The organism is Bartonella sp. B10 (assembly GCF_053794435.1).
Map to the genome: position 1 here is coordinate 563877 of NZ_CP200030.1, position 20785 is coordinate 584661.

At 36.4% G+C, this 20785-nt stretch carries 19 protein-coding genes, 3 tRNA genes and 2 pseudogenes; 12 read left to right on the forward strand and 12 right to left on the reverse strand.

Annotation, left to right across the window (positions count from 1 at the left end; all coding sequences use genetic code 11):
* Positions 1-27 precede the first annotated feature (27 nt).
* The 4 genes from V3565_RS02255 to V3565_RS02270 form a co-directional block, all read right to left on the reverse strand.
* A complete protein-coding gene (locus tag V3565_RS02255; RefSeq protein ID WP_455478701.1) occupies positions 28-372 on the reverse strand; it encodes a hypothetical protein in 345 nt (114 codons plus the stop codon).
* 176 nt (positions 373-548) lie between these two features.
* Complete coding sequence (locus V3565_RS02260; protein ID WP_455478702.1) at positions 549-977, reverse strand: hypothetical protein; 429 nt, start codon at positions 975-977, stop codon at positions 549-551.
* The gene (locus tag V3565_RS02265; protein ID WP_455478703.1) at positions 955-2166 is read right to left on the reverse strand and encodes a DUF1376 domain-containing protein; all 1212 of its coding nucleotides are present in this window, start codon (positions 2164-2166) and stop codon (positions 955-957) included. Before V3565_RS02265 ends, V3565_RS02260 begins: the two co-directional genes overlap by 23 nt.
* The gene (locus V3565_RS02270) at positions 2156-2632 is read right to left on the reverse strand and encodes a crossover junction endodeoxyribonuclease RuvC (RefSeq protein ID WP_455478704.1); all 477 of its coding nucleotides are present in this window, start codon (positions 2630-2632) and stop codon (positions 2156-2158) included. Before V3565_RS02270 ends, V3565_RS02265 begins: the two co-directional genes overlap by 11 nt.
* A 30-nt stretch (positions 2633-2662) precedes the next feature.
* Between V3565_RS02270 and V3565_RS02275 the strand changes: the two genes are divergently transcribed.
* The gene (locus tag V3565_RS02275; RefSeq protein WP_455478705.1) at positions 2663-3607 is read left to right on the forward strand and encodes a hypothetical protein; all 945 of its coding nucleotides are present in this window, start codon (positions 2663-2665) and stop codon (positions 3605-3607) included.
* On the opposite strand, the gene V3565_RS02280 is transcribed toward V3565_RS02275, so the two are convergent.
* Together V3565_RS02280 and V3565_RS02285 are read right to left on the reverse strand one after the other, a co-directional pair.
* Positions 3600-4040, reverse strand: a complete 441-nt coding sequence (locus V3565_RS02280) for a hypothetical protein (RefSeq protein WP_455478706.1) — start codon at positions 4038-4040, stop codon at positions 3600-3602. The two genes, V3565_RS02275 and V3565_RS02280, sit on opposite strands and share 8 nt — an antisense overlap.
* A 25-nt stretch (positions 4041-4065) precedes the next feature.
* Positions 4066-4431 carry a hypothetical protein gene (locus V3565_RS02285; protein ID WP_455478707.1) on the reverse strand — a complete coding sequence of 122 codons (366 nt, stop codon included), beginning with the start codon at positions 4429-4431 and terminating at the stop codon, positions 4066-4068.
* Between the two features lie 48 nt (positions 4432-4479).
* Between V3565_RS02285 and V3565_RS02290 the strand changes: the two genes are divergently transcribed.
* The 7 genes and pseudogenes from V3565_RS02290 to V3565_RS02320 all read left to right on the forward strand — a co-directional run bounded on the left by V3565_RS02290 (position 4480) and on the right by V3565_RS02320 (position 9172).
* Positions 4480-4848: a helix-turn-helix domain-containing protein gene (locus V3565_RS02290; RefSeq protein WP_455478708.1), complete on the forward strand. Its 369-nt coding sequence runs from the start codon at positions 4480-4482 to the stop codon at positions 4846-4848.
* A 281-nt stretch (positions 4849-5129) separates the two neighbouring features.
* Positions 5130-5465: a hypothetical protein gene (locus tag V3565_RS02295; protein WP_455478709.1), complete on the forward strand. Its 336-nt coding sequence runs from the start codon at positions 5130-5132 to the stop codon at positions 5463-5465.
* A gap of 95 nt (positions 5466-5560) precedes the next feature.
* Positions 5561-6319 (forward strand): antA/AntB antirepressor family protein, encoded by a 759-nt coding sequence (locus V3565_RS02300; RefSeq protein WP_455478710.1) that lies wholly within the window; start codon positions 5561-5563, stop codon positions 6317-6319.
* 11 nt (positions 6320-6330) lie between these two features.
* Positions 6331-7134: pseudogene (locus V3565_RS02305) on the forward strand (recombinase RecT).
* Position 7135: 1 nt separating this feature from the next.
* Positions 7136-7759 carry a lambda exonuclease family protein gene (locus tag V3565_RS02310; RefSeq protein ID WP_455478711.1) on the forward strand — a complete coding sequence of 208 codons (624 nt, stop codon included), beginning with the start codon at positions 7136-7138 and terminating at the stop codon, positions 7757-7759.
* A 118-nt stretch (positions 7760-7877) separates the two neighbouring features.
* Positions 7878-8126, forward strand: a complete 249-nt coding sequence (locus V3565_RS02315) for a hypothetical protein (protein WP_455478904.1) — start codon at positions 7878-7880, stop codon at positions 8124-8126.
* Positions 8127-8128: 2 nt separating this feature from the next.
* Positions 8129-9172, forward strand: coding sequence for a tyrosine-type recombinase/integrase (locus V3565_RS02320; protein WP_455478712.1), 1044 nt, complete (start codon positions 8129-8131; stop codon positions 9170-9172).
* Positions 9173-9249: 77 nt separating this feature from the next.
* Here the strand turns inward: V3565_RS02320 and V3565_RS02325 are convergent.
* The 4 genes and pseudogenes from V3565_RS02325 to rplU form a co-directional block, all read right to left on the reverse strand.
* Positions 9250-9339: transfer RNA gene (locus V3565_RS02325), tRNA-Ser, on the reverse strand.
* Positions 9340-9763: 424 nt separating this feature from the next.
* A pseudogene (gene ptsP / locus V3565_RS02330) lies at positions 9764-11891 on the reverse strand (phosphoenolpyruvate--protein phosphotransferase); the annotation flags it as partial.
* A gap of 1015 nt (positions 11892-12906) precedes the next feature.
* Entirely contained in the window at positions 12907-13176 is a 270-nt protein-coding gene (gene rpmA, locus V3565_RS02335) for a 50S ribosomal protein L27 (RefSeq protein ID WP_455478713.1), read from the reverse strand.
* A 30-nt stretch (positions 13177-13206) separates the two neighbouring features.
* Positions 13207-13680 (reverse strand): 50S ribosomal protein L21, encoded by a 474-nt coding sequence (gene rplU, locus V3565_RS02340; RefSeq protein WP_455478714.1) that lies wholly within the window; start codon positions 13678-13680, stop codon positions 13207-13209.
* Positions 13681-13973: 293 nt separating this feature from the next.
* On the opposite strand from rplU, the gene V3565_RS02345 reads away from it, so the two are divergent.
* Both V3565_RS02345 and V3565_RS02350 read left to right on the forward strand, forming a co-directional pair.
* A tRNA-Ser gene (locus V3565_RS02345) sits at positions 13974-14063 on the forward strand.
* Between the two features lie 847 nt (positions 14064-14910).
* A tRNA-Arg gene (locus tag V3565_RS02350) sits at positions 14911-14987 on the forward strand.
* A 467-nt stretch (positions 14988-15454) separates the two neighbouring features.
* Here the strand turns inward: V3565_RS02350 and V3565_RS02355 are convergent.
* Complete coding sequence (locus tag V3565_RS02355; protein WP_455478715.1) at positions 15455-15976, reverse strand: DUF805 domain-containing protein; 522 nt, start codon at positions 15974-15976, stop codon at positions 15455-15457.
* 710 nt (positions 15977-16686) lie between these two features.
* On the opposite strand from V3565_RS02355, the gene V3565_RS02360 reads away from it, so the two are divergent.
* Both V3565_RS02360 and rpsU read left to right on the forward strand, forming a co-directional pair.
* Positions 16687-18360, forward strand: a complete 1674-nt coding sequence (locus tag V3565_RS02360) for a formate--tetrahydrofolate ligase (RefSeq protein WP_455478716.1) — start codon at positions 16687-16689, stop codon at positions 18358-18360.
* A gap of 242 nt (positions 18361-18602) precedes the next feature.
* Positions 18603-18836, forward strand: coding sequence for a 30S ribosomal protein S21 (gene rpsU / locus V3565_RS02365; protein WP_455478717.1), 234 nt, complete (start codon positions 18603-18605; stop codon positions 18834-18836).
* A 535-nt stretch (positions 18837-19371) separates the two neighbouring features.
* On the opposite strand, the gene V3565_RS02370 is transcribed toward rpsU, so the two are convergent.
* Positions 19372-20745 (reverse strand): glutamate--cysteine ligase, encoded by a 1374-nt coding sequence (locus tag V3565_RS02370; RefSeq protein WP_455478718.1) that lies wholly within the window; start codon positions 20743-20745, stop codon positions 19372-19374.
* Between the last annotated feature and the right edge of the window lie 40 nt (positions 20746-20785).

Consider the following 20785-nt stretch of genomic DNA (forward strand, 5'->3'; position numbering starts at 1 on the left):
TTCTTTTCAAAGAGATATCATTATTTATTAACTTATAACATTATGTTTTTCTGCTTGTGATAATTTTTCAATATTTTTGTTAATCTCATCGATGAGAGGTTCAAGATTCAGAACTGTGCTGGGAACTTTACCTCCATGGATCCATGCTTTCACTTGTGCTTTGGTACTAAAATCTGTTTTCTCTGGCACATCATAGTACTGATAACCTTCAAACTCTTCATATTCTCTGGTACCATCTTCATGTTGGTAAAGGTTATAAAAATACTCAGCACACCCAAGCCCCCAAGGCACATGCCCAACAGCTGTTGCCACAAACTTTTTTTGTATTGGCTGTTTACGTTTTGTTAAGAACAGATGTTTTAAAAATTGCATCGATTAATCCTTAATTTAATCATATTGTTTATTTGCCTCAAATTTGACCATACAAAGCGATTTATTAATTTCGTAGTATTTAAAAAAAAATTGTAAATCGCTCTGTAAGGTGCCATTTTGTCGATTTAAACGCATGTCTATCCCAAAAGCAATCTCAACTTTCATTGTTTTTCTATCTATTCAACGCTCTTTAAAGCCCCTCTAAGCTCTTTTCTAAACTCTTCCATACGTTCTATCGTCACCGGCGTGCCCTGTTCTTTGATCTCTTCTTCAAGCATTCCAAGAGAAGTCATGACAGAATCACAATTCGATCTGACATCTCTTTCAAGCTTTTCACAGTAAAGACGAAAATCAGCGCTCGATGGCATAAACGTCGTGCTTAAACTTTCCGCTTTCTCTTTCAAAACATCCTTGGTAGCTTTTTGAAGTGCCCAACTACTAATCCCATCAAGAGAATAAAAATACGCAAGTGCTGTCGACTTTTCATCCGCGCCAAACTGACTCTTCAGCCCACCAGAAAGAACCGAAAATGCCGTTTTAATCTCGTTTTCACCGGCTGTCTGCCTAAGCACCAATAACGCATCATTGATGAGAGATGTAGCCATTTTCATTTCCGTTGCAGAGGGTTTTTGTCCCTTCTTCCAATGCAGCGGGAAGGTATTCGTCTTTCGCGAATAAAAATTCGTACGCACTACCGCTATCCTTGATATTGGACATGTGCTGTGCAACGCGATAACCCCATCCACGTTGCTGCTCTGCTGGAGAATCGCTTTGTTTTGCATAATTGTTTCCTATTTTTCTGTTGCCATAATTTTTTGAGTTTCTAATCCAATTACGCCACGTTGCTGGCCAATCACGCTTGGTAGCGTCTTTTCCTGTCTTGGCACGCCAATAATCTCGGAATTTTTCCATCTCGACTTTCACGCACTCTGGAGATAATCCCTCCTGAATGGCAAAAGCGTAATCAGGCTCGAAATCATCAGGCAATCGACAACCACGATCAGTTTTAAATCGTTTGACTTTTTGAAAAACGTTCCCTTGCTCGTGAATGAAAGATGATTTCACAGCGCTTGTGATTTCTGAAACATTGCTGCTTGCATCCAGTGAAATTTCATCGTGAGCTGAAAGCCTATTGAATGCATCACTGCCTTTTGGCCCGTGAATGGGAAGATCAGTTTCTGAATTCTCAGCTCCCATTTCTTTTTCTTTTTTTGCTAACACGATAGTGTTAGTTTTTTTATTTTTATTTATATTTTTATTTTCTTTTAGGGGGGTGTGGGGGGATCTTTTCTTTTCTTTTTGTTCACCATCATGCTTAATACCGTAAGCATCATGCTTAGCATCATTAAGCATACCGTAAGCATCATGCTTAGTATCATCAAGCATACCGCAAGCATCATGCTTAGCATCAATTTTATGTTGTGCCCATCTTGCTTGCGCTGCTTTCTGTGCTCTTTCTGATAATCTCTTTGACCGAGATGTCTTTGATACCTTCTCTAAACTCTCATTAGAATTGTTAAGTTCTTCTTCAACTTGTGCACTCCATAACTTTCCATTTTCTAATTGAAGAATTAATTTTTTTCGAATGAGTTTTTCTAATGATTTTTTAAAAGTTTTCACTGAGCAGCCAACAAAGCGTGCTAAAATAGAAGTGTCATCATAAATCGGTTCACAGGCACGATACATGAGAGCTGTGAGTGTACTATAAGTAGCTTTCTCTGCTGCGTCAGTGCCGGCAAAATCCATAATCCATTCTTGATAAAAATTACGTACCCAGGGTAATTTACTGGACATCTGTCCCCCCTTCTTTCTTTAAATATAAAATTGCTAAAGCATCTGCTTCATTATCATCTTGCGGTGCGTGCCCTTTGTCACACATCGCCTTTATCATTTCTTCTTTTGAAGCGTTCCCCTTCCCTGTTGTCGCTTTCTTAATTGTGCCAACAGGAATGCCTTCATAAGGAATTGTGTGATGCTCACACCACGCTGTTAAGGTCGCTAACAAGCCACCATAAATATGAGCAGCATCAGTGCCCACATGACGGCGTACCTCTTCAAAATACACCGCATCAATTTGACCTGCTGCCATCGTGATTTCTGAAAGCCACTGCTTAAACCGCAAATAACGCATTCCCCCACCTTCAAAACGGCGTGATTGAAAATTGGCTATTCCACTCGTTATGTGACCATAAGTGCCACAGATCGCCCAACCTGTCTTGGTACCTAGATCAAGGCAAAAAATAGTTTGTGAAGAACTCATAATCCCCCCCTAAGGCTGTTACATATTTACATGAACACTATGACAGAGCATGTCATGATTGGCCCTCTTGCAAAAATGTTTTTGAAAAAATACCCTTTCGCTGATTCTAAAAAAGCGAGGGGAAGCACAATGCATGATTGGATGGGTACACTTTTTACTGGTTTTGTATCATTTGTTGTATCGCTTTCAGTGACACTTGTATCACTTGTAGTAACACTTATTGTGAGGAACAAAGACCGCAAAGAGGCAGCCAAAATCCGCACAAATGATTTAGCAAGAGCTGCAAAAAATAGAGAAGAAGATCGAGAGTGGGTAGCAAAACAATTTACAGAAAGCCAAAAACAAACAGAAGCTCTTAAAGAACAGGCTGAATCGACAAAGAGTCTTGCTGAATTGTCACAGCAACATGTTAAACTTTTATTAGATAACAAAAAAGTACAGGACTTGGGTTTACCACTGGTCGCATATATAGAAAAAGTGTATTTCCCAACAGTGGACAATTGGAAAGTCCTTCGCTTGAAGATAGAGAATAAAGCAGATGCTGCAATCCAGCTTTTAAGTATAAAGCTAAAAGATGATTCTCGCTTTATTCTTGGATATGAAATATACCGGCACGAGCCTAAAAGACCCCTTAGAACAATCCGATCACCATATATGGATCCTATAGATATTTGTGCTTCTGATGCTGTTCCTCTTTTTGCTGTTGATAAAACGCAAAAGAGAGAATTCATACCCCCCGCCACTTGGAAAAAAACAAAGAATTTTCGAACAGGACAAGAAATTAATTTTGATTTTTCCATACATCCCCACAAAAACGTAAGCCTCTTTATTTCGCTAGCTGCGCGCGAAGAAGATATACAAGACAGAGTTACTTTACTCATTACTCATACATCCCCACTGCAACCAGAAATAACAATGACTGTAACTGTAAAAACCAACCTCATAGACTTTAAGAAAGTGGATGAACTCATTTAGTAAACATGTTGAATGTACGATTTATGAATTTGATTTCTTTTTTTCTTTTTTCGATGAGCTGATCCCTTAGGCTATTAAGCTCATTTTTGACTATAACCATAAAAAAGACCAGCTCACTTAAGCGATCAAAAGATAACAAATCTCTAGAAAAATAATTGTCAAACCAAGCAGTAAAAGCTTGCGTAAACACAGATAAAAACCATTGGTTAAAATCATCATACGGATATAATGTAAAATAACTTCTATCATCATTCTCAAAGATACTGTGCAGCGTATAGAGAATAAAACTGGTTGATGGAAAATATGACATTACTTGACAAGATGGTTCATTAAGCGAATGAGCATTATAACACATATCGCTCTGTTCAATCTTATTAATAAGGTCGATCAGCTGGGCTTTACTTATAGTGATCTGATGCTGATTATTTTCCATCTCTACTCTTTCTAGTGCAGTTTATTCAAGTGTGTGAATTGTGTTGTTTTGACGTGCTACGCTGTTGGCATGTCTTCACATGAACAGGGGAACCGTTAACAAAAGAGGTCCTTGGAGGTAACTTCCCTATCTCCATCAAACCTTGCAAACGCTCAGGATAAAAGAAATCCTCAGGGCGCAAGTCAATGTTGTGTTGACGAGCATAGTTTAAAAGCTTCACCTGATATTTAGCCGGAATGATCCCACCCTTACCTTCTCGTTTTTCAAAAGGATAAGCCCATTTTCTAACCACAATAACATTGCGATTAATGATATTCGCAACCTTATGATATCCACCAAGATATGTAATTATAAGTTTTGCTGTTTCTGTATAAGTTTTTATCATAGTCATCAAAATACGATATAAGGAACATTTAGTTAATACGATAAACGTATTTTTATGTTTTTTAATATTGTAAGATTTTTAAAAATGATAAATAACTCAAGTATGGTTAAACAAAGAGAGCTAAAAATTTGGATAAAGCGAGAACTCGATAAAATGGGCCGTGGCAGCCAAGCAAAACTCGCAGCCCATCTTGGAGTACGCAGACCAGCTATATCTAATATTGTCAATCTTGACCCTAATAAAGAAATGAGAGACGTTAAGGCTGATGAGCTTGTTAAAATTATGGAGTTTTTTAAGGATTCTTCGCCTGTCTCCGGATTTTGTTCTGATGATTTTCTTTATTTGTATTCTCAGGCAAATGATTCTGAAAAAAAAATTGTCGAGGATCTTTTAAAATCTTTGCTCGCAGCACGAAATCTATAAAAGCTATTTTTTCACTTTCAGTTAATTTATTTAACATTACAGATAGTTGTTCATTTCTTTCACGGTCCAACATAAATTCCCCATTTAAACTTTAAGATAATAAATAATTATGTGGATTATAAATATAAAAAATATGTTTATCGTATTTTTTTCTTGACATTTAATTACGAAAAACGTATTTTATTTTTATAAACTAAACAGAATTAATTGCTAAGAGGCGTAATGGAGGGGAAATTATGAAAAAGCCACTATTTATAAACTAAGATGAAATTCTGCTCGTGATGGGTCGCGATGAGCTAGACAGTATGGCGCAATCAGGACCATTCTACGAAGAAAACGATATTATCGACTTTATTAATAACGTTGATAACGCTGTTCAAATTTTCCGCATTGAACCAGCAACCAACCGTTGTGAAGATATCTCAGAAGAGGTTGCCGAATTTCATATTAAAAATCATGAAAATCTATGCTTTGAAAATGAAATATTTCACGACTTTATTCTAAACAGCGAAGCATATCATAATTTGTTAGATGAAGTCGCTAGACAAGAATATGAAGATGCGATGTATGGCACTTACGAAGTGCAACACCGCTTACGCCTTTCTGACGTAATCTAACAGCGTTTGAGAAAACGCCCTTTCCAATTCAATCAATATAAAACCCTCAATGACAAGCTTCTTGCTATTCAGCGCAATGAATACTGGAATTTATAATGCATAATCTTATAACCATCACAAAAAACACTGTTGATAATAAAACTGTTCAAACGGTAAACGCGCGTGAATTGCACGCGTTTTTGGAAGTAGGAAAAGATTTTTCAAATTGGATCAAAGATCGTATCAATAAATACAGCTTTATAGAAAACCAAGACTTTATAAAAACAAAAAATTTGCGATCGCCAAATCTGGCGAGCACAAAATCTAGAGCTGTTATTGCAATAGATTATCACCTTACCTTAAACATGGCAAAAGAACTTTCCATGGTAGAGCGGAATAATAAAGGCAAACAAGCACGACAATATTTTATAGAGTGTGAACGGCGTGCAAAACAAATAGCAGCACCTCAGATCGATTACTCGAGTCCTAAAGCAATGATTGGTTTTTTGAAACATCTACAAGGACAGATAGAACAGAAAGACACGACCATTGCTGAACTCAAATCAAAAGCAACGGCATTAGAAAGCTTAACCCGCTCTGATGGTTTATTGGGTCTTACAGAGGCAGCAAAAGTTTTGGAAGTGAGGCCAAAGGATCTCATCGATTATTCGCGTGAAAATGATTGGATTTACCGGCGTGCTTCGGGATCTCCATTGTTGCCTTATCAGGACAAGATCAAGAAAGGTTTGATGGATTGCCCTACGATTACGATTCAAAGATCCGATGGAACAGAAAAGGTTTTACCGTCAACCAAAATCACTACAAAAGGCATCGGCATTCTTTCTCAAGAGATAAAAAGACAAAACATACATTAAAAGGATCTTAAATGACCAATTCCCCATTAACAATTATGGCGCAAAAATATGGTTTCTCCTATGATGAGTTCCGAAAAACAATTATCAAAACTTACATCAATCATAACTTTTCTGACGAAGAGTTTGCTGCCTTTATCTCTGTGGCCAACTGTTACGATCTTAATCCGCTAACAAAAGAAATCTACGCACTTCCCAAAAGAGGTGGAGGAATTATACCTGTTGTTTCTATTGATGGGTGGATTAAAATTATTAAATCGAATCCAAACTTTGATGGCATGACCTTCCAAGATCAACTCGACAATAGTGGCAATTTGGTTGCTATCAAATGTGCAATACGTTTAAAAAACATTCAAGACCCTATAGAGGTCACCGAATATTTATCAGAATGCAAACAAAAAACGGATACTTAGCAAAAATACCCTGCACGAATGTTACGCCATAAAGATACCATACAATGCGCACGGTATGCTTTTGGGTTTTCCGGCATTTATGAGGAAGACGAAGCCGCACGCATTAACGGCACAAACAATAGCGCACACAGCCAGCTTATTTCAAATGAACTTCTTATACAAATTCAAAACTTGATGAATCAAACAGAAACACCAGAAGAAAATGTGCTGTCTTTTGCAAAAGTACAAAACCTAATGGATATGTCTGATTTGCAAGCGCAAACTGTTTTAGAAGGTTTGAAGAGAAAACTATATTTGCAAATAAGCAAAGCACAACAATCCTTACCATCACAAGAACAGCAAGACGCTTTTATACAAGATGTCGAATATGATCCAATCCAGCAAGAACAATCAGCGACGGTGTGATATGGAACAAAGAACAGCAGAATGGTTTCAAGCACGGTTAGGCAAAGTTACAGCTTCAAACATTTACAGTGTTATCAGTAGAACAGCAAAAAACTTACCGACGAGCAAGTATGATGATTACAAAATCAAACTCATGACGGAACGCTTAACAGGAGAAATCAGCTCACATTACGAAACTGAAGACATACGGTGGGGCATTGAACATGAGAATGCTGCCATCGAAGAATATAGCTTCATTTATGATACCAATGTAACAAGATGCGGGTTTATTCAACATCCAACAATTGAAATGGCAGGTGCAAGCCCTGATGGTCTTATTGATGAGCACGGATTAGTGGAAGTCAAATGCCCAAGATCAGCAACCCATCTACGCTTCTTTATCGATGATAAAATCAAGCCTGAATATCTTGCGCAAATACAATTTCAAATGGCTTGTACAGAACGAAAATGGTGTGATTTTGTAAGCTATGATCCACGCTTCACTGGCCAATCATCATATTTACGTCTCAAAATACGCCGTATCCACCGCGATGAAGAACAGATTGCACACATCAATAAAGCTGTTGAAGCTTTTTTAGCAGAGATAGAACAAAACATGACGCAGATATTGACACAAGCCGCTTAACACTATGGGGGTGCTTCTTCCCCCTCCTTTAGCACCCCCGCCCCCTTGTATAACAACTTTTTATTAAATGCGTGATCCACGCCACAGACAAAGTGCATTCAAAATTAGGAGATAAAACATAGCTTATCGCCTACCCACCATAACACAGCCAGCAATTGCTCGTGCCCTAAGAGAAGCGAAAAAACAAGGCTGCGAACTAATAGAAATCAAGCCTACGGGAGAATTATTCATTCATCTCAATAAAACCATCCCACACAAAACGACAAGGAATACTTATAGTATTGACGATTTTCCCCCACTTGAAAATGAACAAGAAGAATATAGTACCAACCAATCCTGTCCCTCTGTTGATGGTATAAAGTTTTAGTCATGCCAAAACGTCGTCCACCGCACCTTGTGCGTGAATGTACCCGTCATGGTAAGGTCATATGGTATGTACGTATTGGTCATGGATCACGGTTTCGAATTGACGGAACCTATGGAACACAAGAATTTGTTGATAATTACACACTTCCCATCAAAGAAGCACAAAACGGTTCCTCAAAAATCGTAAAGCGCTCTAGACTTACAGAAGAGTCTTTCGATTGGTTGTTACATCAGTATTTGCAAAGTATGCAATGGCATAATCAATCAGAATCTACCAAAAAAGTGAAATACAGAATCCTGAGTAATGTTTCTAAACACATTGGTGATCGCGCATATAAAAGCATAGAGAAGAAACATATCCTTGACGCTGTAGATAGAAGACGCGACACCCCCGCAGCCGCAAAACACTTTTTGACTTCTTTAAACGGTCTCTTTAATTGGGCAGTTGATAATGCTCTTTTAAATAGAAATCCTGCATTTAATATAAAAGCACCAAAATCTCTTAACAACGAGGGATTGTTACCATGGCTAGAAGAGGACATAGACAAATATTATAATAGATGGGTACATGGTACACATGAGCGGGTCTGGGTTGATGTTCTTCTTTATACGGGACTGCGCCGTGGTGACGCCGTTCGTATCGGATGGAAAGATGTTAAAGATAATATTATTCACTTAAAAACAGAAAAGAGCCAATTCAAAACAGATGTTTTTCTTCCAATTTTGCCTGAACTCGCAGAGACTCTTAAAATTGGTCCCGTAGGTGATGAAACATTCATTTGTGGCAAAAACGGAAATAAACTCGTCAAAAAAAGTTTTGGTAATCTGTTTCGTGAAGCATGTAACGCAGCGGGTATTAAAAAATCAGCGCACGGATTGAGAAAATTAGCAGCAACGCGTGCTGCTAATGCAGGCGCCACAGTTTCTCAAATGAAAGCACTTTTCGGCTGGACTGAAGATAAAATGGCATCGCTTTATACGAAAAGTGCTGACCGCAAAAAGCTTGCTCTAGAGGCAATCAAAAAACTTCAAAAAGGTTCGGGATAGGCAACAAAATAAGTTAAAAGAATCAATGGAATCAAAATTCCCTAACTTTTATGTAACTTATTGATTTTACTTATATCTGGCGGAGAGAGAGGGATTCGAACCCTCGATATGGTTTCCCATATACACGCGTTCCAGGCGTGCGCCTTCAACCACTCGGCCACCTCTCCTAGAGATCCGCACTATACTCAGAAAGAAATAACGTGCAAGCTTAAACTGTATACTCAAAATTAAAAAATGAATTAATTTACCCAAAATAACATATGATGCCTATCGAACAATAACGTATCCCCTATTTTCAAGAAGCAGCTTTTTCCTTGGATAAATACCAAGAGTAAAATAACTAGATTGTCAGAAAGTCAATAACTTAACATCCATCTGTACTGCTCCTTTTACATTTGTTGAAGAATCGAGAAATCAAGTGCTACTAACAACCAAGTTTGCTGAATTACCTAATATAATCAGTAAAATGGGTTGTTGTATTGATATCTTGTTCCCAATACTGAAATACACTTCACGAAAATCATAAATTTCATTCCAGCTCACTGAATCTGAATGCAATTGTTTCATCTAATTGAAAAATTGCCTAGAATTTCAACCCACTAAAATTTCCTGTTCCCTTAAATCACTACCAAGGGCACGTACAGCTTGCGCAGTTTCACACTGTAACGCTTTTTTTGCTAAAACTCTCATATCTTCAAAACTATGCGCCTGCAAACACGATTTTACTGATGCTATATCACAGGATATCATAGAAAGTTCATTAATCCCCAATCCAGTTAAAATCATTGCTGCAAAAGGATCTCCAGCCATACTGCCACATACACTAACCCAACACTCATGTTTTTCTGCCCCTTTAATGGTTTGATAAATCATGCGCAAAACTGCTGGATTCAAGCTATCAGCTTCAGATGTAAGATAAGGATTTTTCCTATCAACTGCCATTGTATACTGAGTTAAGTCATTTGTTCCAATAGAAAAAAAATCAACATAAGCACTTAAAACATCCGCCATAATAGCCGCTGCTGGAACTTCAATCATAATACCAAATTTTAATTTTGGTGCACCTATATCACTCTGAATTTCTTCCGCAATCTTTTTCATAACGATAATCTCTGAAACAGACATAACCATTGGAAATAGAATCCATAGATTTCCCCCCTCTTTTGCAGCCTTATATAGAGCGCGTAACTGCGGAACTAAAAGATCACGCCGACACAGTAAAAGCCTTGTCCCCCTAACTCCTAAAAAAGGATTGTCTTCTTTAAATAAATTCAAATGTGTAACTTGTTTATCTCCACCAATATCAAGTACACGAATAATCAATGGCTTATCTCCAACAGCTGCAATCATCTCCCTATATGCATGAAATTGTGCCTCTTCATCTGGGGTATTAAGACTATCTAAAAACAAAAATTCTGTACGCATTAATCCAATGCCTTCAGCCCCAAAATCTAGTGCAATAGGAACCTGATGTGCATAATTAACATTGGCCATAATACGAATCCTTTGACCATCCGTCGTTTGCGCTGGCAATTTACACATACGTACTTCACTGCTACGCCTTTGCATAGCAATACTCATCTGTTTTTTAGCATCTTCGATATCTTCAAGAACAGGATCAAGATAAATGAATCCATTATCGCCATCAATAATAGCTTGAATATTACACTCAACTGTTAAAACATCAGTGCCTAAAGCCACAACCATCGGAATACCAAGAGTACGTGCTAAAATAGCTGTATGAGACATGGGACCTCCCCATGCAGTTGCCAATCCCAGCACTTTCGTACAATCTAGCTGAGCGGCATCAGATGGAGATAAATCATCTGTAACAAGAATAATGCCACACGGAATATCACTTAAGAAAAATGATCTATAAGATGGATTAATTTCACCTAAAACACGACGACCAACATCAACTAAATTAACAGCACGCGCCTCTAATAAAGGATCATCTGCTTTAGAAAACATATCTGCAAGCTGTCGAACTGCTCTATCCCAAGACCAATCCACACCATGACCTTCAGATATGAAACGATAAGCCTGATCTGTCAAAATTTCATCTTCAAGCAAAACCATTTGCGCAGAAAAAATCGCAGCAGAATCCGGCCCCATGCGATTTGTAATATCATCAACGACCAATGCCATTTTATGCTTTGTTCTTTTAAGAGCATTGTCAAGACACGCAACACCAGTTGCAAAATTAACTGGTCGATCCATTATAGCAAAATCATCCTGCCTTAAAACAAAAATCTTGCCAGTAGATAATCCTGGGCTTGCTCCAACACCAAGAATACCTTTTTTTTCAGAACGCGGATACCAACCATGAAAAGCTTTTGTTTGAGCTTCTATTCCTCTCATTACATATTTTTCACTGATGCTAACTTTCTTAACAACAGAAATTACATCCTGAAGTAATTGAATACCTTCTGCAGCATCCGTTGAAAAGATCAGAACATCACCATTTTTTGCTCCCAACTGCAATAACCCAACTAAATTTTTCATTTCAACGGCATATCGACCATGTCGAACTCTAATAGGACTCTGAGCTTTTTTTGCAAAATCAACCCAAAGAGAAGCTGGTCGTGCATGAAGACCGCTTGGATAATCTAAAATCCATTCTTGACACACCGAAAGATCACCAGTAAGAGTTTTCCCCATCTTCGCATCTTTACTAAAAATAGTTGCAGTAATTTAATTTATCTATGGTCGTTAAAAAGATTTCAATCTGTACTTTAGTCAAATAAAGGATATTTTTTTTTCAAATCTAAACGCAGCAATCTTAATGGACTGCCATTTTTGTAGTTAAACATAACTTATCTTCATCCTACCTCCAGCATTATTTGAAATACATGTAATAGAAAAAGCGTTGACTATAATAAAATTGCGGCTACACAACTATATCCATCTGCATACCCATAAATATATATACAAAAAAACAATAACCTCGACAACCAAAACCAATAATAGCTCCGCAAACAACTTTGATCTCTCAATTTCTTAGAAGAAAATACAAATAAGGCAATAAAATGAAACACATGCTGTTGACTTAAATTTACTCTCTATCGTCATATAAGCAAGATTTATTTTTAAAATGCGCAAAAGTGAATAAACCAGGAAAGCATCCACACTGTAGCTAACCGCACCCAGACTGTTTCAATATCTTTGAATTAGCCTTCCTTAATATATAATTTTGTAAGTTTATTTTTTCCCTAGCACCCAGCATTCTATGAGCTGTCTTAATAAATGTTCCCAAACTTTAATTACGATATACCTCTCTATTATTAAAACGGTTAATTTAATGAATCCATCACCATCAACTAAAAAATGTTGTAACTGTTACGACAACTGTAAAAAACAACAAACTAACTTACTTTTATTAAAATGATCACACAAATTTCTTCATAAAATTTTTTACAATTCTTAAAAAATAAATTGCCTAGAATATTTTTATAGAAAATCCTCTTATTGTGATCACACAGCAATTTACTTGCAAACCAAAGCATGACATCAATGTCTTTTAAATAAATAAAATATAAAATCGATTTTTAGCTACTTAAGGGAAATATCTTCTCCAGATTCTGTTCTGTTAATTTCATGTACATTTCCTCCATATTCATTATACAGTGGATTGTAAAAAAAAAGAAAGGTAGCTCTCTACCTTCCTTCCAATACTAAATAAAGGTTAAAAACCAAAATTCAATGTAGCAGCTTGCTTACTGAAAATAATTAAACTACTTTGCCACATCCGCTACAGGGATAACGGAGACATACGAGCGATTGCTAGCCTTCTTACGAAAAGAAACTGTTCCATTTGATAATGCAAAAAGGGTATGATCCTTCCCAATACCAACATTGTCACCAGGGTGCCAGCGTGTACCGCGCTGACGAACAATAATATTTCCAGCAACCACAGCCTCACCACCAAATTTCTTAACACCAAGACGTTTTGATTCTGAATCTCGACCATTGCGCGAGGAACCACCAGCTTTCTTATGTGCCATGGATATTCTCCTTTAATCTTTTTTACTATTCTATGCTACATCCGATGCATTCTGAGACACCACCTCTTCTGTTTTCATTTTTTTGGTAGTATTCTTAGTAGAAGCAGCAGATTTCATTGCCTTTTTTGTTTCTTTTAGCGCAGCATCATCATTTTTAATTGACTTCGTATTTATTTTTTTTGGTTTTAAACCATCAGTTAAAATTTCTAAAATACGAATGGTAGTCAATTCTTGGCGGTGACCACGAGTACGTTTTGAATTCTGGCGACGGCGTTTCTTAAACGCGATAACCTTACGCGCACGTCCCTGCTCTACAATCTCAGCTGTAACTAAAGAACCAGAGACAACGGGTGAACCAACAACCACATTGTCCTCTTCTCCAATAATCAATACATCATTGAACTCAACAACGTCACCGGTATTACCAATAATTTTTTCAACTTTCACTAGTTGGTTAGCACAAACACGATATTGCTTACCACCAGTTTTAATGACTGCGAACATTTTTGATCCTTTCGTTCAATCCAGCTCTTATCTTACTTCTACCTTAATAATTAAGAGAAAATAGGCTGCTTTTTATCAGTCGTAATAGGCTAAAAAAAAGAGGTTAGAAAAATTCTCAAAATACAAAAACGCACAAACCTACCTGCGTTTGCATTCTATAAAATATATGACGGAATTTCCATTCTCTGTCAATAAAGTCCCACAAAAAAGCAAAAAATGGTTGTAATAAAAATAATAGAAAGCTATTGATCTTTTATAGATTTAGTATGGTAGATTTCCATTTTATTTAATGTGGAGAGATGGCTGAGTGGTTGAAAGCATCGCACTCGAAATGCGACATAGGGGCAACCCTATCGGGGGTTCAAATCCCTCTCTCTCCGCCAGATTATCCGTTCGTTTCGTTAAAGTGATATTTGTAAAAATGTATCTATTTTGTACATTGCATCTAAACATGAACCAGTCCACAGACGTACAACTTAGGCATTTTCCATTGTTTAAAATATGATAAAATTTTATAGGCAATGACAAACAACATTTCTTCAGAAACACGTCTCCCAGCAATTTCTTAACACACACCAGGGCAACAGCGATACTATCCCAAAGCAGTAACGCACTAAGCGCCACACTACTTTTACAAACTCAAAATAGCATGTTTTTTTAAACTTGAAAAAGCTATCTTAAAGGCTTTTTTATTTCAAATCAATATGACATTTTGAATTATTATTGATAATGAAACTCACACTACTGAAAACCGTAGAATTACGGCACAATCAAGCAATATAGCACAATAGCCACCGTATAAATACCGAACAATTCCATTTTTAGCAATCTCACATATCTATCTCTGCTCCATAATCAATACACAAACTGGTTTAAAGTGCTTTAACAAAAATACTGATATATTATACGGACAATTAGTTACAGATAGTACATCGTTATCTCTATTACAAATTAATGTACCCCGAATATATCTTGATTGCCTTGCGCAAATCAAATCGTGTGATTAATTATTACTAATATTATTTTTATTGTTAAATCAATAAGTTAACCATATGGTTTATATAAAAGCATTATACTTGATAAAATATCATCATAGTTTTTAAACATATTTCAAACAGAAATGTGTGATTTTCCAATAGGTAAAATTTCTATTTTAGCAAGTTTTACTTGCAATTCACCAACGAAACGATTAGGAATTCCCATGTCTTAAAAAATAAAATATGGGGATATGCACCCGTAGCTCAGCTGGATAGAGCACCAGACTACGAATCTGGGGGTCAGGAGTTCGAATCTCTTCGGGTGCGCCATTTCATTAAGGCAATAACCAATGTGTTAGCTGTTTTTTTAAATTCACCTGATAATTTTCCTTTTGCCATACTACTAGAAATCATGTGTCCGAAGGAGTTTATTACGCAGCAATGTGGAAAATGTGCTCCTCAAGAATCTTAAAACAAACAGTAATTTGTGATAAAATTGAATAAAAAATTGTTAAAAGTACTTAATTAGAAATTTTCAAGATTCTTATTTTTAAACACCTTTAAAGATTCTAGAAATCATTTTGTTCAGAATCACTCCCATTCATCTTTTTAGGGAATCTATTTCATAATAAAAGGTCTATTTAATTGCGATCATCTGCCGATTCTATCAGGATTATTTAAGGCAATAAAATTTAAAAATCAGAAAACCTTAACATCATGGGACAATAACTGAAAACACTAACATCCAAAAAATAATATGAACTAAGTGTTTAGCACTCTGTTTTATCATTCACCTTCTATTCATTACATAAAATTCTCTTTGGATCTACTCCATATTTGTTATCCATACGCTTTCCATTTTTTAAGATAAGATAAAGAGACAAAACAATTCTAAAACATATAACCAATATCAAAAAAAGATCAAAAAAGATACTTCTCATTAAATAAGCCAAAGATCCATCCATTTCTGTTGGATCACCTAAAAACCCCATTACCAACCAAGGCACATAAATAGGGATCAACCAAAAACCTGAATGACCCAAATCATGCAATCGTCTTGCTGAAACAGAAAGCTCTGGTATCAGTAATACATGATAAATCACATACAACAAAACTGTGAAACCAATATTCGGTTCAGGAAGTATAAACGCAAATATTTTAGGCTGTTTTGCAAAAAACCATACAGGTGATGCAATAATATGCGATGCAAACAAAACCCAAACATACTCAGAACGTATTGCACGTCCTCTCCAGTTAAATGAACGTTTTAACCCATAATAAATCCACCAAAATCCACTGTACCATTTCAATCTTTGCATCTTATTCAACGTCTTTTCACTTAATTAAGCTTTTAACTTTCCTTGACAAATTAGGTATTTTCCACAATTCATGCATTGATGTAGTGACAAAACTAATACCCCCTTCCTACAGCCGCCTCTTACTCCCTTTAAAATATCTCTAAAGTTAACGATAAAGAAGATATTCCCTTGTATAATCTGATTTAATGGATTTTTTTTGTCCAAGTAATTTCTTACAATTCAATAGCTTTCTAAACCCACCGAATTAACTCACAAAAACAGTTCAAATGGATAACACCCATTGCTAAAAACCTCAGCACACCAATCATTCACAGTTTGCAATCATGCAATCTGTCTTGTTTTAACAAACAACGGACACACTCTTGAACTGCAATCAAACGATTCTCCATAATATACTACGTATAATATACAAAATGATAAATACTTCAAGATCAAAAGATCTTAAGGCAGTATGATAAATTGACAATAAATTAGTTCATTTTTTAGCACACCATTTAGCCTCCAACTTAATTATCTATCTGCACTAATGATGAATATTCATATTATCAATCCTCGCCTTTTTCCTGTGGTACACCACACCACAATACGTGCAATCAATATATTTATGTGATATGAAGCGCTATATTATATTTTTATACCATGTTTTACTGTTTGATCCCAACAGCATACGATCTGTTCGTTCTCAAAACAAAGTTTGAAAGATTACCATCATGATTAAGACAGACATTGATATTGCACGTAATGCTCAGAAACGTCCTATCACTGAAATTGCACAAAAAATTGGTATATTACATAAAGATCTCATTCCTTATGGACATGACAAAGCAAAAATTTCTTCCGAATACATAAAATCGCTTCATAAAAATCCAAACGGTAAACTTATCCTAGTCACGGCCATCAATCCTACACCAGCAGGAGAAGGAAAAACAACAACAACTATTGGATTAAATGATGCACTCAATCTCATTGGTAAAAAAACAATAGCAACTCTACGAGAACCATCTTTAGGACCCTGCTTTGGTATAAAAGGTGGTGCTGCTGGAGGTGGTTATGCCCAAATTATACCAATGGATGATCTTAATTTACATTTTACTGGCGATTTTCATGCAATTACAGCAGCCCACAATCTTCTTGCAGCGATGATAGATAATCATATTTACTGGGGAAATAGTCTAAATATTGATCCACGTTGCATTGTTTGGAAGCGTGTTATGGATATGAATGACCGCACATTGCGTGATATCGTTATTTCATTGGGAGGAATTACCAATGGTTTCCCACGTCAAACGGGATTTGATATTACCGTTGCGTCAGAAGTTATGGCTATTTTTTGTCTCTCTGAAAATCTTGAAGATCTCACACAAAGACTAAAGAAAATTATCGTTGCCTATCGTTATGATAAAACACCTGTTACCGCTGCTGATCTTAATGCAGAAGGCGCCATGACTGCTCTTCTCAAAGATGCAATACAACCAAATCTCGTACAAACAATTGAAAACAACCCCGTTCTTGTCCATGGAGGACCCTTTGCCAATATTGCTCATGGCTGCAATTCAGTTATTGCAACAAAAACAGCCTTAAAACTTGCAGATTATGTTGTTACTGAAGCGGGATTTGGATCCGATCTTGGTGCTGAAAAATTTTTCAACATTAAATGCCGTCAAGCTAATATTATACCAGATGTTGCAGTCATTGTTGTCACAATTCGCGCGTTAAAAATGAACGGTGGTATTGCTAAAGATGATTTAGCAATCGAAAATGTTTCTGCTTTAAAAAAAGGGACAGCCAATCTTTTACGACATATAAAAAACATGGAATACTACAATATACCTTGTGTCATTGCTATCAACCATTTTGAAACTGATACCGACGCTGAAATAAGCACATTACAAAAAATAATTGCAACAACTGGACACGATGCTGTTCTCTGTACACATTGGAAACAAGGTGGAAAAGGTGCCATAGAACTTGCACAAACACTGGTTACTCTCATCGAAGAAAAAAAAGGACACTTCAAAGTACTTTACTCAGATAATCTTCCGCTTATTCAAAAAATCAACTATATTGTAACAAATTTATATGGTGGACGTGGAGCAATCATTCCGGATCATATTGTAAAGCAACTTGAGAAGTGGGAAAAAGAAGGCTATCGTGAATACCCAGTCTGTATAGCAAAAACACCCTATTCTTTTTCTGCTGATCCTAAAAAACACGGTGCTCCCGTTGATTTTGAGATTCCCGTACGAGAAGTTCGTCTTTCCGCAGGAGCAGGTTTTATCGTTGCTATTTGTGGAGACGTCATGACCATGCCTGGCCTACCACATACACCCATCGCTGAAAAAATTTATCTTGATAAAAATAATGAAATTCAAGGGCTATCATAACCTTATAACCAGTAAATACATCATCAATTATAAAAAGCTATTTACTATAAAAAGAATATAGTTTTTTAAAAGCAATATAGACAAACACCATATATATGTGATATGTATCTCACAAGTGTTACTATGTTATATTAACTAATTTAGGTGTTGATGTCCATTTTGAATATTTTTTAAAATGTGCATCTGAGAAAAAGTGGGGTTTCACTCGCTGTTTGTGAAATCAAAGCAAAGCAGGATAGATCGTGCAAGTACTCGTTCGTGATAATAATGTGGATCAAGCGTTGCGTGCGCTTAAGAAAAAGATGCAGCGTGAAGGCATTTTCCGTGAAATGAAAATGCGTGGGTATTATGAAAAACCATCAGAAAAGCGTGCCCGTGAAAAAGCTGAGGCTGTTCGTCGTACACGTAAGCTTGCTCGTAAGCGTGCGCAGAGAGAAGGTCTTATCGGCAATGGTCGAACTGTTGCTAGTAGATAATCTATTGTTATGATGCATCATTAAGCAACATGAGTAGCAATGTAGGTGTGCTATTAGTGTGTTTTTATGCTTGTGGGATGATAGCAGAAGTAATATTTTTTGTATATTTTTCAGTTTTTTGAGAAAAGCAAGGTAATTGCAAATTGAGTTTTGCTCTTATTTTTTTAGATGGTATTTGAGCATTGAGAGATCGTCTTGTCAATTAAGGTTGCATCCTTTGTAGAAAACGCTAAGAGTTAGGTAAGGATGATTTTTTTATTTGTTTTGAAAATTTGAATTTAGGAATGTATCTAAGATAAGACAGCATCCACTTATACAGTGAGTATTAACTACGAGAGCAAGATGGTCATTGTATCAATAAGAAAGTTATATGCAAATACTAAATACTTAAAATGTCGAAAAATAGAGCTTTGCATAAATAGATGAATATTTCAAGAATGGGTTAAAGGATTCATTGTGTAAGAGCATATGCTTATTTTCAAAGGTCGTTTATTCTATTAAGAAGTGAACTTTTCTTTCTTCAAAGATCCTAATCTTAATAAGCATATTCTATAAATATTGGTTCTACGGATTTATTCCAAATAGAGTGGTAAAAAGATAAAAATTTCTCAGCATCTGTTTGCCCTATTGCAATAACTTCTTCCAAGGGAGCCAAAAAATTTGTCTCATCAACACCATTTTTGTCATATTTTCTACGATTTTTTAAACCTTTGTGTGAAATAGCAACAGCTTGACGCGCCAATTCTAAAATTATAGTCTGACGAAAAGGCGTTCTCAATCCCTCTTTAGGGACACGATTGCGCATATCCAAAACCTCTTCAAAACACCAATCTTTTGTCAAAGCTTCTGCCTCGTTAAGTGCTTCACTATCATATAGAAGTCCAACCCAAAAAGCTGATAATGCACAGATACGCTTCCAAGAACCACCGTCGGCACCTCTCATTTCTAAAAACCGTTTTAAACGTACTTCAGGGAACAAAGTCGATAAATGATTAACCCAATCTCCTATATTAGGCATTGAATTTTCAATCTTCCCTCTTAATGCTCCATTCATAAACTGTCGGAAAGTTATAGCTGTGCAATCATAATAGTGCCCATCGCGCACAACAAAATACATTGGCACATCAAGTGCCCATTCAACATAATCTAAAAAGCCAAAATTCTTAGAAAAGACAAAAGGAAGAACTCCAGACCTCTGATTATCTGTATCACACCAAATTTTAGAGCGCCAAGACAAAAAGCCATTGGGACGTCCCTCAGTAAAAGGTGAACTAGCAAACAATGCTGTAGCAATAGACTGCAGCTTCATTGATACTTGCATTTTTCGCCGCATATCAGTTTCAGATGAAAAATCAAGGTTAACTTGAATAGTCGATGTTCGGTACATCATATCAAGACCACTTTGACCAACTTTTGGCATATAATTGGACATAATCTGATAACGTGACTTAGGCATTCGCGGAGTTTCAGCTAATGTCCACTTTGGACTAGCACCAATGCCTAGAAAACTTATGCCCAACGGCTCTGAAACTTTCTTAAGCAAAGATAAATGCTTCATCACCTCACGGTAAGTGTGGACAATCGTTTTCACTGGTGCACCAGATAATTCGAATTGTCCTCCAGGTTCCAAAGAAATAGCACCTTGATCAACTGGCCCTATGAGCCCGATAATGTTCTCTTTATCAAAAATAGGTTTCCATCCCAAAACTCTTTGCATACCCTCTAAAAGTGCACGAATTCCCCTCTCACCTTCATATGGAACAGGATAAAAACTATCTATATAGAACGGAAATTTTTCATGCTCTGTACCAACCCGCCATTCATTTTCTACTTTGCACCCCCCTTGGAAGTAGCTGACCAAGGAATCTAAGTCATAAATTTCACTTTCATCAGTTATATCAAGTGCCATAAATTGTTTTATCCTATCATTAATTTTATCACTTCACCTA